At 74.0% G+C, this 14876-nt stretch carries 15 protein-coding genes; all 15 read right to left on the bottom strand.

All coding sequences use genetic code 11. The annotated features are described in order from the left end of the window. Positions 1–5 precede the first annotated feature (5 nt). The 15 genes from ACSSS0_RS13075 to ACSSS0_RS13005 all read right to left on the bottom strand — a co-directional run bounded on the left by ACSSS0_RS13075 (position 6) and on the right by ACSSS0_RS13005 (position 14862). Positions 6–914, bottom strand: coding sequence for a hypothetical protein (locus ACSSS0_RS13075; protein ID WP_487228317.1), 909 nt, complete (start codon positions 912–914; stop codon positions 6–8). 10 nt (positions 915–924) lie between these two features. Next, positions 925–2679: a hypothetical protein gene (locus ACSSS0_RS13070; RefSeq protein WP_487228316.1), complete on the bottom strand. Its 1755-nt coding sequence runs from the start codon at positions 2677–2679 to the stop codon at positions 925–927. Beyond that, entirely contained in the window at positions 2676–5393 is a 2718-nt protein-coding gene (locus tag ACSSS0_RS13065) for a hypothetical protein (protein ID WP_487228315.1), read from the bottom strand. The genes ACSSS0_RS13070 and ACSSS0_RS13065 overlap by 4 nt, the downstream gene beginning before the upstream one ends. Next, positions 5390–5842, bottom strand: a complete 453-nt coding sequence (locus tag ACSSS0_RS13060) for a GPW/gp25 family protein (RefSeq protein WP_487228314.1) — start codon at positions 5840–5842, stop codon at positions 5390–5392. The genes ACSSS0_RS13065 and ACSSS0_RS13060 overlap by 4 nt, the downstream gene beginning before the upstream one ends. Continuing rightward, positions 5839–6114, bottom strand: a complete 276-nt coding sequence (locus tag ACSSS0_RS13055) for a PAAR domain-containing protein (protein ID WP_256794385.1) — start codon at positions 6112–6114, stop codon at positions 5839–5841. The genes ACSSS0_RS13060 and ACSSS0_RS13055 overlap by 4 nt, the downstream gene beginning before the upstream one ends. A 55-nt stretch (positions 6115–6169) precedes the next feature. Next, positions 6170–7921, bottom strand: coding sequence for a phage baseplate assembly protein V (locus ACSSS0_RS13050; protein ID WP_487228313.1), 1752 nt, complete (start codon positions 7919–7921; stop codon positions 6170–6172). Further along, positions 7918–8592 (bottom strand): CIS tube protein, encoded by a 675-nt coding sequence (locus tag ACSSS0_RS13045; protein WP_435987502.1) that lies wholly within the window; start codon positions 8590–8592, stop codon positions 7918–7920. The genes ACSSS0_RS13050 and ACSSS0_RS13045 overlap by 4 nt, the downstream gene beginning before the upstream one ends. Next, a complete protein-coding gene (locus tag ACSSS0_RS13040; RefSeq protein WP_487228312.1) occupies positions 8589–8756 on the bottom strand; it encodes a DUF5908 family protein in 168 nt (55 codons plus the stop codon). Before ACSSS0_RS13040 ends, ACSSS0_RS13045 begins: the two co-directional genes overlap by 4 nt. Then, positions 8757–9218 carry a phage tail protein gene (locus ACSSS0_RS13035; protein WP_487228311.1) on the bottom strand — a complete coding sequence of 154 codons (462 nt, stop codon included), beginning with the start codon at positions 9216–9218 and terminating at the stop codon, positions 8757–8759. Between the two features lie 3 nt (positions 9219–9221). After that, positions 9222–9659 carry a phage tail protein gene (locus ACSSS0_RS13030; RefSeq protein ID WP_487228310.1) on the bottom strand — a complete coding sequence of 146 codons (438 nt, stop codon included), beginning with the start codon at positions 9657–9659 and terminating at the stop codon, positions 9222–9224. A 65-nt stretch (positions 9660–9724) separates the two neighbouring features. After that, entirely contained in the window at positions 9725–12340 is a 2616-nt protein-coding gene (locus ACSSS0_RS13025) for a phage tail sheath subtilisin-like domain-containing protein (protein ID WP_487228309.1), read from the bottom strand. A 119-nt stretch (positions 12341–12459) separates the two neighbouring features. Then, positions 12460–13074: a hypothetical protein gene (locus tag ACSSS0_RS13020; RefSeq protein WP_487228308.1), complete on the bottom strand. Its 615-nt coding sequence runs from the start codon at positions 13072–13074 to the stop codon at positions 12460–12462. Continuing rightward, the gene (locus ACSSS0_RS13015; protein ID WP_435987507.1) at positions 13071–13613 is read right to left on the bottom strand and encodes a Pvc16 family protein; all 543 of its coding nucleotides are present in this window, start codon (positions 13611–13613) and stop codon (positions 13071–13073) included. Before ACSSS0_RS13015 ends, ACSSS0_RS13020 begins: the two co-directional genes overlap by 4 nt. Beyond that, complete coding sequence (locus ACSSS0_RS13010; protein WP_435987508.1) at positions 13610–13816, bottom strand: hypothetical protein; 207 nt, start codon at positions 13814–13816, stop codon at positions 13610–13612. Before ACSSS0_RS13010 ends, ACSSS0_RS13015 begins: the two co-directional genes overlap by 4 nt. A gap of 239 nt (positions 13817–14055) precedes the next feature. Then, positions 14056–14862, bottom strand: coding sequence for an AfsR/SARP family transcriptional regulator (locus ACSSS0_RS13005; protein WP_487228307.1), 807 nt, complete (start codon positions 14860–14862; stop codon positions 14056–14058). Between the last annotated feature and the right edge of the window lie 14 nt (positions 14863–14876).

Genomic DNA, 14876 nt, shown 5'->3' with positions numbered 1-14876 from the left:
GGGACTCACGTCGTCGAATCGGTCGGCAGGAGGCCGACGCCGAGGCGGTCGACGCCTCGACCGGCGTCGATGCACTCGTAGAGGTGGATGCCGCTCGCGTGGCTCACGACCGACACGACGGAGCACAGGAGCGCGTTGAGGTCGGCCTGCTGCTGCTGGACGGCGAGGGCGTATGCCGTCACCTCGTCCGCCGTGGGCGTGGGCGGGAGCGTCGGCGGGGACGCGAGCACCGCGAGGTCGGTGAAGACCGCCGGGTCGGTGAAGCAGACGCGTAGGTCGACGTGCGCGGGGGCGTAGCGCCGGACGAAGTCGACGGCCTCCTCGCGCCGCTCCCAGTCGACGAAGCCCTTCGCCGTCGACGGGTCACCGGTGCTCGGCACGGGGACGCTCGTCGGGACGAAGAGGGTAGCGGTGTAGGCCTCGGCGGTGAGGCCGGCGCCCGGTGCCTTGAAGTGCTCGAGCAGGTAGGGCCGGCCGGCGGCGGGCAGGTCGAACCACAGGCAGAACCAGCTGAGGAAGCCGCGTGGCGTTCCGCGGCGGCGCCAGAGCCGGGTGCAGCGGGCGAGGAGCTCGCGGCGCTGCTGGAGGCCACGCTCGGTGCCGGGCCAGCTCGTCGGGAACGTCACGCTCGCCCACCGCGCGACCTCGTCGTAGGTGTCGAGGTGGTGTGCGAGGAGCGCGTCCGCACCCGCGTCGAGGGGCAGGTCGGCGGGCCAGCGCAGCGTCGCGTCGGGCCCGAGGGCCGTGAGCAGGTCCTCGAGGTGCTCGACGACCGCGTGGCTCAGCTCGTCGGCGAGGCCGAGGTAGGCGTCGACCTGGGCGAACGAGACCTCGTCCTCCTGGTAGACGGCGGGCAGCTGCGACGCGAGGCGGGTGTGGTCGGGTCCGCGCGTGGGAGTGGTGGCCGAGCCCACCGGTCCGGGGCTACGCATCGCCGCACCGGCTCGTCAGCGAGAAGCGCACCCGGATGCAGCGGGCGTCCGCGAGCCGGGGCACCGCGTTGCGCGGGATCGGGAGGTAGCCGTGGCTCGCAGGGAGGAAGTCGGGGTCCCCGTCGACCTTCATCGCGAGGTCCTCGACGCCGCGGACGAGCGGGTTGCCGACGATGGCCTCGACGACCTCGGTGAAGCGCACCGACTCCCCCGGCACCCAGCCGAGGGTGGGCTGGTCATGACGAGGCCAGGGCCCGTCGACGACCGGCGCCGGGCTGGGGGCGAACGTCTCGGGCCGCCCGCGCTCGAAGAAGGCGGTGATGCGGGCCCGCGCGTCGTCGACGACGGCCTCGCGGTTGGCGCCGACCTCGGTGACGAGGGTCGCCTGGACGAGGACGGGTGAGCGCTCGAGCAGGCTCGCGCCGACCTCGTCGCAGACGACGCGTCGCGGCTCGAGGTCGTCGACGTCGTCGCGCCAGTCGGGGAACGGCGCACCGGCCTCGGGCCCGATGGCCGTCGTGAGGACGTCGCGCAGGAAGGCGGCCCGGCGTGCGGGTGTGGTGGGCTCGGTGCGGCTCTCGACGACGAGGGTCAGGGCGGAGGCGTGCTCGTCGACGGCGACGGACGGGATGGCGTCGGTGGGCAGCCCGTTCCACGCGATCCCGCGCAGCCGGCCCCGGACGGTCCACGCGCGCACGACGTCCGGGTGGGCCCGGGCGCGGCGGGCGTAGTCGTCGGCCGTCACGGGCTCGCACGTCAGCGCCTGCACCGGGTGCGGTGGCCACACGAGGGAGCGTCCCTGCTCGTCCTCGAGGTCCTCGGGGAGCAGGCCGGCGGCCTGCGGGGCGGCCGCGACGGCATACGTCACCTCTTCGGCGTCGAGCCCCGCGAGCGCCAGGGTGGCGCGGGTGGCCGCGAGGGTGTCGGCGGTCGTCGCGCGCACGCCGTCGAGGTGGTCGGTGAGCACCTCGCGCGAGCGTCGCCGCCGCTCTCGGCGCACGAGGGCGACGACCTCCTCGTCCCAGAGCGGCAGCGACCAGGCGAGCTCGGCAGCGGCCGCGGCGTCGATGGCCGGGACGTCGAGCGGCGCGTCGGGGTCGCTGCGCCGTGGCGCTGCCGCGACCGCGTCGGCGTAGGCGGCGGACACGGCGGAGGCGACGACGCCGGCCTGCTCCTGCGCGACCTGGCGCACGAGCCGGCTGCGCATGAGCGCGACCATCGCCGGGCGGTCCGCGGGCCGGAAGGCGCTCGCCCACGGCTCGGCCGACAGCAGGGCGACCGCGTCGGCGCGTGACCGGCAGGCGCGGACGAGGGGCTCGAGCACCGTCGCGGACGTCGCCGGTGCGGCGAGGGCGGCGGCGAGGGCCGACACCGGTGCGAGGTCCCCGGCGGCGAGGGCAGGGTCGGACGGGTCGGTCTCTGGGTCCCACCGGCCGGCGGGGAGCGTCGTGTCCCAGTGCCGACCCGCGTCGGCGTCCCAGGCGCGCACCTCGAGCGGCCAGTCGTCGAGGTGCCGCTCGGCGGCCCGGAAGTGCAGGTCGGCGAGGCCGTAGGCGAGGACCTCGAGCAGGGTGATGCCGGGGTCGGCGGCGTTGTGGTCGGTCCACGCCGGTGTCGCCGTCGCGGTGAGGTGGTCGACCATGCGGGCCCGCACCGTCTCCCAGTCCGCGTCGGGGTCAACGGGCACGAACCGCGTGATCGGCGTGGCCTCCTCGGTGGACGGCCCGGTGGCCGGTCGTGGACTCACAGCTGCTCCTCGCACGAGAGGCGGTGGTCGCCGGACGAGCAGTAGAGCCCGCGGCACGGGTCGACGGTGACGACCTCCACGGTGCCGCCCGACCCGTCGTGCAGGGCGAAGTCGAGGACGACGTCGACGTCGGGCTGGCGCTCGAGGAAGGCGATGAGGGTCGAGGCGTAGAGGTCCCGACCCCAGCGGACGGGGACGGTGCCCGTCGGGTGGAGCACCCGCTCGAGGGCTGCGCTGATCGCCTGGGTGCCCGTCAGCGCGGCGACGCCAGGGCGGAGCCGGATCGACGCGACGACGGTGACGGGCCGGTAGTCCGGACAGAGCACGTGGAGGGTGGCACCGATCGGCGCCCGAGGCTGCACGAGGTCGACGACGCGGCCCGCGAGGCTCACGGACGGCCGGGGTGCGACGTCGAGCGGACGGTCCGGCACGACGACGAGGCCGACGTGACCGGGGGCCCGCAGCCCGTCGCTGCCGGTGTGCGGCAGGCACAGCACGGCGGCGACCTCGGGGAGGGCGAGCGCGACGTGCTGCTCGAGGTCCCACGGGGTCAGGGCACGGTCGCGGTGGCGCACCCGTGCCGAGGCACGCGCGAGGTAGGCGGCATCCGTCTCCGGCGCCCGGCCACGCACCGACGCGAGGTTGGTGACCTTCTTGACGCCGGTGACGGGCGCGAGGGTGCCCTTGATCGTGCCGACGGGCACGGCCTGGGCCGAGCTGGGGTCGAGCCCGGGATCCGCTGCCCGGGAGACGAACTCTGCCACGACGGCGTCGACGACCACGGCGAGGAGCACGCCGAGGCGTCCCGGCTGGTCGGTCTCGATCCGCACCCAGCGGCCGGTGTCGGCCGAGACGTCGACGCACCCGACGGCCCAGGTGCGCGGGGCGACGAAGCGGAGCAGACCGGCTTCGCGGAGCTGCCGCGAGCCGTCGGCGACGGCGAGCGGCGACCACCTCGTGCCGTCCCAGAACTGCCACGAGGCGGCGACCGTGTCGGAGCTGCCGCACGGCGACGCGGAGTCGACGTCGAGGTAGAGCGAGACGCTCGACCCGAGGGCGGCGTCGGGCAGCTCGAGACCGATGGCGACCATGCCCGTGGCCCCGAGGTCGGACACGACGAGCCGGAACGGGGTGAAGCGTCCGGCCGCCCCTCCGGCCCGGCTCTGTCGGCGCCACCCGCTGCTCGACTCGACGAGCGTGGCCTCGACGGGGTTCGTCGTGTAGCGCACCGTCACGGCGGACGCGATGGGTGGCACCGGCACGGGCGGCATCGTCGGCTTGGGAGTCGTCCCCGCGACGGCACGCGTCGCGAAGTCGGCGACCTTGGCCTGGTAGTCGGTCCAGCCGAAGTCGCCCTGGGCGAGGAAGGCCCGGAGGTAGTGGCCCGGCTGACCCGCGACCGCGAAGGTCTCGGAGGCGACGGCGGACCCGCTCACCGTGGCCGAGAGCGTGCCGAAGCTCGACGATGCCGTCCCGACCGGTTTCCAGGCCCCGTCCTCGCGGCGCTGCCACACGACCGACGGCGTCGTCGTCGTCGAGACGGCGCCGTAGATGGACGTCCACTGCGTCTCGACCGCGGCATACTGCGACCCGAGGGTGGTCTTGATGCTCATCAGCTGCGTCTTGAGGGTGTCGGCGAGCCAGACGGGGATGCCCGTGCCGCCGGCCGACGACGAGAGGGGCGCGCCGCCCTCCTGCATGACCGAGACCGCGACCTCGACCGTCGCGAGCGCCTTGCCGAACGCCTCGTCCGACCGGACGTAGAAGGCGTCGCCGCGCTTCGCGACGGCACCGAACGGCTGGAACTCCTTGGTGACGTCGACCGCGCCGTCGTTGTAGAAGGCCGCCTCGGGGACGTATGCCGTCCGGTTCGTCACGCGGACGGTGGCCCCGGTGAACGAGAAGCCCACGGGCACCGCCGCTCCGGTCGCGACGACGCCCTCGATCCACGGGGTCTCGCCGTCGGGCGCACCGCAGCCACCGGTCAGCGTGACCGTGACGGTCGACCCGGAGACGGTGCCGCCGGTCGTCCCGCTCGTCGTGCCGTCGGCCCGCGACCAGCGCCACACGAGGACGGACAGGCCGTCCGTGCCGGCCGCACCCGTGAAGGCGACCTGCGCCGTGAGGTCGCCTCCGTCGAAGGCGAGGGCCGGTGAGTGGATCCGGAGGGAGTGCGTGGCCTCCGGACCTGCCGACGGACGCAGCGGGAAGTCGGGCGCCGCGGCCGCGACCCCGTGGGCACGGCCGGGATCTCCGGGCGCGAAGGACCGCACGCCGGTCAGGGCTGCGCCGTGCGCCGTCAGGGCGTCGAGGGTGACGTAGCGGCGCTCGTTGCCGAAGGCGTCCTTGCCGCCGCGGAGGGGCGTGCCCGGCGGCAGCACGGCGGGTGCCGCCTTGGGGTCGACGGTCGCGTGGGCGACGACGCGGTCGGGCAGGGCGGGCAGGCGACCGATGCCGAGGACGTCCTCGAGCCACGTCCGCCGGGTCCGCTCCGGAAGGGTGGCGAGGTGCGCGTCGAGGGCGGCGTACTCGGCGGCGACCGCGGCGAGCAGCTCCCGGTCGGGCGCTCCGGCCGGCGAGGGCGCCGTCGCGCCGTCCGGGTCCGCCGCGAAGAGCACGTCGGCCCAGGTCTCGTCGGCGTCGTAGGGCGTCAGCCGTGCGGCGGCGGCCATCGCGGCGACGACCTGCTCCGGGGTGCGCCCTCCCGCGGTCATGAGGCACCCGCGAGGTAGAAGGGCACGACGAGACTCGTCGGTCGCCGGTGCCGGTCGATGCGGAACTCGATGGTGACGTCGACCCGGTCGTCGGCCTCGCCCGCCGGGACCGCCTCGACGGCGTCGACGATGACCCGCGGCTCGCCGAGCACGAGAGCGCGGCGCACGTCGTCGGCGAGCCGGTGGCAGGCCTCCGAGGTGCGGGGCTCGAAGACATAGCGGTCGACCCCTGCGCCGAGCTCGGGTCGCATGACGCGGCTGCCGATCATGGTGCGCAGGAGCAGGACGAGCGCCTCGCCGACGTGCTCAGCGCCGTCGTTCGTCACGACGTCGACGGACCCGGTGGTGCCGGTGCCGCCTGTGCCGCCGGTGCCGTCGACGTCCGCGCGCTCCCAGCGCGGCGGGAACGCCCAGCCGCGTCCGACCTGCGGATAGCCCGTGGTGCTCATCCGATCACCACCGTCGGGCTGCCCACGACGACCGACGCGCCGCAGCCGCAGGCGTCACCGGCGCGCAGGGCCGGTCGGCCCTGGACGAGGACCGTCGCGGAGCCGGCGACGAAGGGACTGGCGGGGATGTGCGACGGCGGCGGGATGACGCAGGCGTGCATGTCGCCCAGGACGGCGGCCGGCATCCCGGCGATGAGCACGGTGGCGACGCCCGGTCCGACGACCGTGCCCCCGTGCGCGGTGGTGTCACCGACGCGTGCTGCCCCCGGCATGTCTCCTCCTCGTTCGCTGTCGTTGGTGTGGTGGTCCGGACCGGATGCTGTCCGGCTAGTTGATGGTCACGAGAGATCCCTTGAGCCCCAGCGATCCCGAGGCCTTGACGTCGAGGGTCGCCGAGCTCTCGATGCTCGACGGCCCCGACGCCTTGGCGGCGAGCTTGAGCGAGTCGAGCGAGATGGTCCCGGACGACGACGAGAGCGTGATGTCACCCTGCGCCGCGGTCAGCTCGATGCCGTCGCCCGACAGCCGGATCGCGTTGCCGCTGTCCTTGTGGGTGATGACGACCTCGGAGTCCTTGTCGGACAACACGATCGAGTGGCCCTTGCCGGTCTGTAGGGTGACCGCGCCGGCGTCGCCGTCCTCGAGGCGGAGGGTGTGCTGGTCGGGTGAGACGAAGGCGCGCACGGCGTTCGTGTCCGGGTCGACGGTCAGGGGTGGCTGCTGGCTGCCGTTGTAGAGCGAGCCGAGGACGACGGGGTGTGCCGGGTCGCCGCCGACGAAGCCGACGAGCACCTCCTGCCCGACCGAGGGGACGATGACGGCGCCGTAGCCGTCGCCCGCGTCGACGTTGGAGAGGCGGGCCCAGACGCCGTCACCGCCGTCGCTGCGCCAGGGCAGTCGCACCTTGACGCGGTTGAGCGACGCCGGGTCGTCGAGCGCCTCGACGAGCCCGATCCCGATGGCCGGTCCGCGGTCGCCGGAGCGGGCCGAACCGTCGTCGCTGCCCGCGCGCGGGACGAGCCGTGGCGGGGAGCCCACCTGGAACTCGGTGACGTAGCCCTGCGCCGAGAGCCGGTGCCGGGCTGCGGTGACGTAGTGCGGTCCGGACATCCGCCGTCCGACGCCGGCGATGGAGAGCCAGCCGTCGCAGCGCAGCCCCGGCTCGCCCTGCACGACGCCGGTGCCGTGGATGTGCCCGAGCGCGGAGCGTCGTTGGGCGGCGACGGCCCTCGCGTCGGCCTCGTCGGCCGCCCCGACCGCGTCGGACTCGACGCGCTCGGCGCGCAGCGGCCAGCCGGCGTCACCGACGGCGGCCGAGTGCGTCTGCCGGTCGCCGACCTCGAGGTCGGCCGCGCCGGCGCTCTGCTCGCTCTCGGTCGCCTCGGCGGCGTCGACGTCCCAGCCGACCCCGACCGCGGTGTCGATGGCCCGGGTCAGGTCCTCGGTGAGGTGCAGCTCGACGAGCGACCGGGTCCAGTCGAGCTCGAGCGGGTCCTGCGCGGCCGACGGCGGCCGGAGCACGAGCTTCGTGCCGCGGACGAAGACGACCCAGCCGAGCTCGGCCGCCCGTCGTGTCAGGGCGTCCCAGTCACTGACCCGGTCGCTGACCCAGAAGGGGTGCGTGACGCCGTCGGCCGCGTCGGTCTCCAGCGAGTAGTCCGCCGCAAGGGCCGAGGCGATGTCGGCGTCGGTGACGTCGGCGAGCTGGCGCGACCGCGGCGGGTGGTCCATGAGGACGGAGCGCGACCGGCCGTCGACCCGGAGCACCGGCGGGCTGCCGCTGGGGAAGTGCGTCGTCAGCGAGGCGATCACGCCGTCGAAGACCTCGGTGAGGTCGGAGTGGTAGCCGATCGAGACCGCGATGCCCGCCCCGGGTGTGAACGGCCCGTCGTCGCTGTGCCGCACGGCGCGCTGGTCGGCGTCCCAGTTCTGCACGAGGAGCGTGAGCCGTCCGTGGCGGCCGACCTCCTCGTGCACCTCGAGCTCGACGACGTCGGCCGCGACGATCGGCTCGAGCGCCGTGCCGCCGACCCGCACCTCGAAGGCCGGTCGGTCGCGCTGGGTCGTCGGCGCGGTCATCGGACCGTCCCCAGCGGCGGGAGCAGGAGCAGCTGCCCGGTGGTGAGGCCGCGCGGGTTCGTCAGCCGGTTGGCCGCCGCGAGCGGGCGCCAGTAGGCGGGGTCGCCGTAGACCCGGGCGGCGATGGCGTCGAGGGCGTCGCCGTCCTTGACGAGCCACGTCTGGTAGAGGTCGGGCGAGGCCGGCCGGTCCTCGGCGGCGACCTCCTGCGGTGACAGCGCCTCCTTGAGCGAGAGCTTGACCGTGGCCCGCAGCGGCTCGCCGGCGCGGTCGAAGAGCTTGTACGTCACGTCCGCCTGGGTGAGGATCCCTCGGAAGCTGAACCGCCCCCAGTAGCAGTGCACGTAGTAGGGCTGGTGCGTGTCGCCCTGGAACTTCGTCAGCGCGAGCAGCGCGTCGAGCAGCTCGCCGATGCCACCGGGCTCGCCGACGACCCCCGTGCCGTCGAGCAGCAGGTCGACCTGCACCTGGTCGGGCTCGCCGCCGCTGAAGGACTGCTGGGGCGCAGACGTGCCTGCCGACTGGGTCGCCTGGTAGAGGTTCTTGCGCGAGAAGGACAGCTCGGTCGGGTTGAGCAGGGCCTGCCAGCGCAGCCCGGTGGGCTGCTCGAACTTCAGGTCGGCGTACGCGTCGATGGTCAGCTTCGTCAGCTGCGTGGCCGTGAGGTTCATCGGTCCCACTCCCGCCTCAGCACCTCGAGGACGCGCTCGACGGCGCGCCGCACGAGGGCCTCCATGGCCGCGTCGTCGAGCGCCGCGTCGGGCGCCGGCCCGGCGGCATCCGTCCTCGGCGCGACGACGACCTCGGTGACGATCTCCCCGATGACGACGGGCACTCAGACCACCCTCTTGAGGACGAGCCCGTGGTGGGCGATCTCGACGGCCTCGACGGCCACGGCCGAGCTCTGCGCGTCGAGGTCGGGGCCGGTGAGCTTGACCGGCCAGCCGCGGGTGAAGGCCCACACGCGGACCGGAGCAAGAGCGCCCTCGACGGTGCTCATGAGCACGACGGTCCCGTCACGGGGGGTGACGACGCCCGTCACGTGGAACTCGTAGAACCAGTCCCACAGCTCCTGGAGCGGGCCCGCACCCTGGTTGAGCACGAGGTTGGGGAAGGACGCCCGCGTCGGGAAGCGGTGGGCGAAGCGGTTCTCGCCGCCCTCCTGGTACTCCTCGACGGCGACCTCACCCGCGAGCCCGGTGCACTTGCTGAAGCTGACGGACGCGAGCCCGTCGATGGCCAGCACGAAGTGCGCCGTCGTGAACGGCACGAGCGCGGGTGAAGCGAGCGGGAGCATCGGCTACTTCGCCTCGATCTCGATGCCCTCGCAGGCGAACTCGACGGACTCGATGGCGACGTCGGTGCCGGTCGACTTGAGACCGGGGCCCTCGATCTTGACCGGCCAGGCCTCCTTGATCTTCCACGTCATGACGGGCTCGCGCTCCTCGTTGAGGAGGCTCACCGTGACGTCACGACGTTCGACCGCGCCGATGGTGATGGAGCTGTACCACTCGAAGAGCCCGTTGCCGGCCTCCGTCGGGGCGATGCCGCGCTTGAGCGTGACGTTGGAGAACTTGCGCAGTCCGGGCTGCTTGCGCGTCGAGAACTGCGGGTCGGCGCCTCCGCGGTACTCGACGACCTCGGCCTCCATCGTCAGCCCGCTCACCTCCGAGAAGCTCGAGGTCTGCTGGCGGTCGCCCCAGCTGACGGTGAAGTGCAGGGTGGTCATGGGATACATGTCAGGCTCCTTGGCTCACAAGAGGATTCACGCGATGGGCGCACGTGTCGGCTGGTCACTGCGGGTCACTCGGACAGCCGCTTGTGGCTGAAGCGGAAGACGACGAACTCGGCGGGCTTGGCCGGCGCGATGGCGACCTCGGTGATGATGAGACCGAGGTCGATGTCCGTCTCGGTCATCGTCTCGCCGAGCCCGACGCGCACGCGGTAGGCCTGCTCGGGCTTCGTGCCCGCGAGCGCGCCGGCGCGCCACTGCTGGTCGAGGAAGTTCTCGACGGAGACCTTGACGCGGATCCACGTCTGGGCGGTGTTGGGCTCGAAGACGACCCACTGCGTGGCGCGGTCGACGGACGTCTCGACCATGTTGAAGAGTCGTCGGACGTTGACGTAGCGCCACGTCGTGTCGTCGGTCGCGTTGCGCGCGCCCCACAGCCGGGTGCCGCGGCCCGGGAAGGCCCGGATGAGGTTGACGCCGCCGGGGTTGAGCAGGTCCTGCCGGCGCTGCGTGTAGGCCTGCGAGAGCCCGACGATGCCGGTGACCGTCTCGTTGCCGGGGGCCTTGTGCACGCCGCGCAGCCGGTCGGTGCGGGCGAAGACCCCCGCGACGAAGCCCGACGGCGGCACGGTCGTGAAGCGGTCGATCGAGTCGGGGTCGATCGTGACGATCTGCAGGTGCGGGGCGTAGAGGGCGGCGTACGTGCTCGAGAGCGTCGTGTTGCGCCACGACAGCAGGTCGGTGTCGTCGAGGTCGGGCGCGTCGACGATCGCGAAGCGGCGGAAGTTCTCGCAGTGCGCCACGACCTGGCCGACGAGGTCGGCCTGCAGGAGCGGGTCGCCGAGCGTCAGCGCGTCCGGGCAGATGACCATGGCCGGCTCGGACACCTCCTCGAGCCGGGTCAGGCCGGCGCGGAAGTCGTCGTTGGTCGGGGCCTTGTCGGCGCCGATCCGGTCGACGGCCGTGTAGAAGGGCGCGGCTGCGAGCGACACCGCCGGGGCTCCGCCCGCCCGGGCGGTCACGGTGACGAGGGACGAGGCGCCGTTGACGACGTCGTCCCTGGCGAAGTACGCCGCGTGGTCGGGGCTGAGGGACAGGCCCCCGAACGTCTCGGCGAGCACGCCACCGACCGTCACGGCCAGCGTGAACCGCGCGGCGACGACGGAGGCCGACTCGACGGCATACAGCGGGAAGCGCACCTGGGCGGTGTTGGAGACGGCGGTGCCCGCCGCGAAGCGCAGCACGTACGTGTCGCCCCCCGCCGCGTCGACCGCAGTCACCGGGGCGTATGCCGTCCCGAGACCGAGCACGTCGCCGACCCTGGGTGCCACGGCGCAGCGGACGGCGATGCCGTCGTCGGCGTCGGCCTGGAGGGTGAACGTCGCGTCGGTGTACGTGTCGGTCGCGACGGGGACGGGTGCGAGCGTGAACCCGCCGGCCGTGCGGGTCGCGACGACGGCGGGGGTCGGGCCCGCGCCGGTGTACGTCACCCTGGCACCTGCCGGGAGGAAGCCGTAGGCGTTCGCGACGTCGGCGGAGGACAGCCCGGTGATCCCGAGGCCCGAGTCCGCGAGCAGGACCGCGGTGACGGGGGCGTTGACGGATACCGGTCCGCTCGGGGGTGCGGTGGCGCCGACGACGACGAAGCGGTTCGTCTGCCAGGACGCCGTGCGACCGTCGCCGGTCGTGAGACGTGCGGCCGCGTGCTCGGCTCCGCTCGCCGTCAGCTCGGACGCGATCGGCGCCGTGAGCGGACGGTCGAAGGCGAGGGCCGAGGCCGAGACGTTGAGCGAGGGCGGTGATCCCGCCGGGGTGCCCGCGATCGTCGCGGTGGCCCGGTAGTCGGTGCGGCGCTGGACGAACGCCGCGCCGGGAACCGCGCCGAGGGTCGCGTCGAGGGTCAGCGTGACCCCGCTGCCGGCGGTCGTGACGTCGGTGACGACCGCGCTGGAGCGGGTGCCGTTGGGGGCGACGGCGACGACGACGTCGCCCTTCCTGAAGCCCTTGCCCGACGGGAGGAAGACCGAGGTGGCGGCCGCGGCCGCCGCGCTCGCGACGACCGACCCGGCGGGGAGGGTGACGGCGGCGCTCGCGCTGCCGACCGTGATCGACGTCGTGGTCAGGGCCGTGACGGGCGCGGTGGGCGGCGCGGCGACCGACCCGCTCGTCGGGGCCGCCACGAGGGCGACGGTGTCACCGGGCTTGAGCCCGGCGGTCGAGGCGACGGCGATCGTGCCGCCCCCGCCGCTCGCGATGGCGCCCGTCGCCGAGGTCGTCGTCGCGCGGTAGAAGGAGCCCGACGCGGCGGACTCGTCGGCGGAGACCGCGACACCCAGGTCGTTGCCCCACGTGCCGGGCGAGCTCGCCTCGATGTCGAAGCTCTCCGTGCCGGAGACGTCGAAGGCCGTCCACGAGGCGCCGGTCGACGGGTCGACACGGACGATCCAGGCGGCCGGGCCGCCGTTCTCGAAGTAGCCGAAGACCGACTCGCCCGTGAAGCCCCGTGACGTCGCGGCCCCGAAGGTGCGCACGAAGTCGGCCCAGCCGGTGACGCGCGTGGGCTCCTTGACGGGGCCCCGGCGCGTCGTGCCGAGCACGGCGACGACGCTCGTGGGGGCGGCTGCGATCGGTTGCGGCCCCGAGGGGACCTCCTCGACGTAGACGCCGGGTGAAAGGTAGGTCGTCACGGTGCCCTCCTCGGCTCGTGCTCTCTCGTGCGGTTCAGATGGGGGTGCGGTTCGGGTGCGGTTCGGTCGTGGTGCGGTTCGGGTGGTGAGTGGTGCGGGTGGTGACTGGTGCGGGTCCGTCAGGTCGTGTCGACGAGGTGGACGGTGGTGGTCGACGTCGAGACGTCGACGGCGAGCGTGCGCAGCGGCTGGCCGCCGACGAGCACGTCGAGCGGGGTGAAGGCGGCGGTCCACTCGACGGCAGCGGACCGGTAGGTGCCAGGCGCGACCTCGGGCAGGGCGACGCTCGGCCGGGGGTTCGGTCCCGAGGTCGCGCGCGCCGTGACGGTGGCGCCGGTGCGCGGCGCGCCGGTCGACGGGGTCGTGAGCACGACGGTCAGGGTCATCGGCACCGGGTGGACGACGTGCTCGATCTCGGCGGTGTCGAGGTCGATGACCACCGTGCGCGGGGGACGGCCCGCCACCGGCGGCACGACGAGGACGTCGGCGAGTGCCCCGTCGGTGAGGGTCACGACGACCTTCGGGGGCGTGGCGGGCACCGGGGCGTCGGCGCGGGTGCTGACGACGAGGACGTCCGGCAGGACGCGGAGGGTCCAGCCGGCGGGTGCCGGCTCGAGGTGGGCGTCGAGCCCGCGCAGCCGGGCGCCCGTCGAGGCGTGGACGAGTCGCACCGTGTGGCGCAGGGTCGTCGTCACCGTCGCAAGGTGCGGACGGGCCACCGGCTGCACGCTCACGGCGCACCCACCCAGTCGATGCGGTGCTCGCGCACCCGGCCGCGGCCGTCGCGCTCGAGGACCGGCACGGGGGCGACGTCGACCTCGTAGAAGAGGGCGAGCCGGCCCGCTCGGCCGAGCGACCCCCACACCTGGTTGCGCTCGTCGGCGTTCGGGGCGAGCAGCCGGATGCCGAGGCTCTCGACGTCGTCCGACAGCGGCGGCGCGAGGTCGGGCGGCCGCACAACCGGCGTCGTGTGGAAGGCCTGGACGATGCGTCCGAGCCGGGTCTGGGCCTCGTCGTGCTCGCCGATGTAGGTGACGAGGTAGGTCAGCTGGAGCGAGAGCGGGGCGCGGACGAGACCGGTGAGCCCGTCGACGAGAGGCCGGTTGCGCAGGTGCGGGTGCTCGGCGACGGCGATGAGCGCGAGGATGCCCTTCGTGTCCGGCAGGGCCGTCTTGTCGCCCTGCGAGAGCGAGTGGAGCACGACCCACGAGCCGAGGTCGGGAGTCGCTCGGTGGATGACGTCGCGCAGCGCCTCGCTGACCTCGCGGATCACGGTCGCTCCCAGCGCCGGGGGGCCACGCCGTCGTCGTCGAGGCGTGCCTCGACGATCCGCTCGATCTCGGCGAACGATCCCACGTAGGTCTCCTCGTCCGTGGCCATGTCGCGCACCCGGGCCCTGATGACGGCCGGGAGCGAGTCGACGTCGCGGGGCTCGGCCCACACGTCGATGAGGAATCGCCGCCTCCACGCTCGCATCACCAGGCCGTGACCCTTCTGCTCATGGACGAGCGTCCCGGCCACCGATCACCGACCGCTCACGGCGACCCCCACCCCCGATCACGACCCGATCACCACCGCCCCTTCAACCGTCGAGAGGCCACAAACCGGGGCCCCTCGCACGCTCGGGGCCCCGGTTTGTGGCCTTTCGACGGTTTCTGCCGGGGAGGGCGCTCGTGTCGCCTGCCCGGCCACACGGCATACGCCCACGGTGCCCGTCAGGGCATGCGGTGGAGGCGGTCGAGCGCGCGGTCGACGATCTCGGCGAGGCGCACGACCTCGCGCCGGGCCCGCTCGAGCTCGGCGACGAGCGCGGCCACGGACGCGGCCTGACCGGCGTCCCCCCGCGTGATCCGCGCGTAGAGCGCGACCGTCTCGGGCATCGGGTCCGCGCCGAGCTCGGCGAGTAGCGTCAGGCGGCACTGCTCGAACTGCCGCTCGACGAGGTCGTGCCGGCCGGACGCCGCGTAGGCGCCCATGAGGTGGCGGTGGACGTCCTCGCGCAGCGGCTCGATGGCGAGCGCGAGCGCCCCGTAGCGGTCGACGGCCGCGACGTCGCCACGGGCACCGTGGTGCTGCACGAGGTAGTCGAGGGCGGTGAGGTAGAGGGTCTCGATGCGGTGGCGCGCGCCGAGCACCCACTCGTCGTCGCAGACCTCGACGAGACGGCCGCGGTGGAGCGCCACGGCGTCCTCGAGGCGCCGGACGTCGTCGTCGGTGAGGTCGACGACGCTGCGCCGCAGCACGGGCGCGAGGAGGTCCTCGAAGTGCACGGCGTCGACGGTCATCGGCACGGCCGGGCTCAGCGCCACCGACCGTCCACCGGAGCGGCCCACGAGCTCGACGCCCGTGCTGGCCCGCACCTCGGACTGCAGCCGCCAGACGGCGGTGTTGAGCCGGCGTCGGGCCGAGTCCTCCGGGCAGTCGGCGAAGAGCTGGGCAGCCGCGACGGCGCGCTGGCGCCCCTCGCGCGGTGCGAGCGCGAGATAGGCGACGAGCACCGCGGCACCCGGCGACAACGCCACGGGATCGTCTCCCG

The organism is Terrabacter sp. R4-6, from assembly GCF_057529065.1.
The sequence above is the reverse complement of the archived record's forward strand: the minus strand, read 5'-3'. Positions and strand labels throughout refer to the sequence as shown.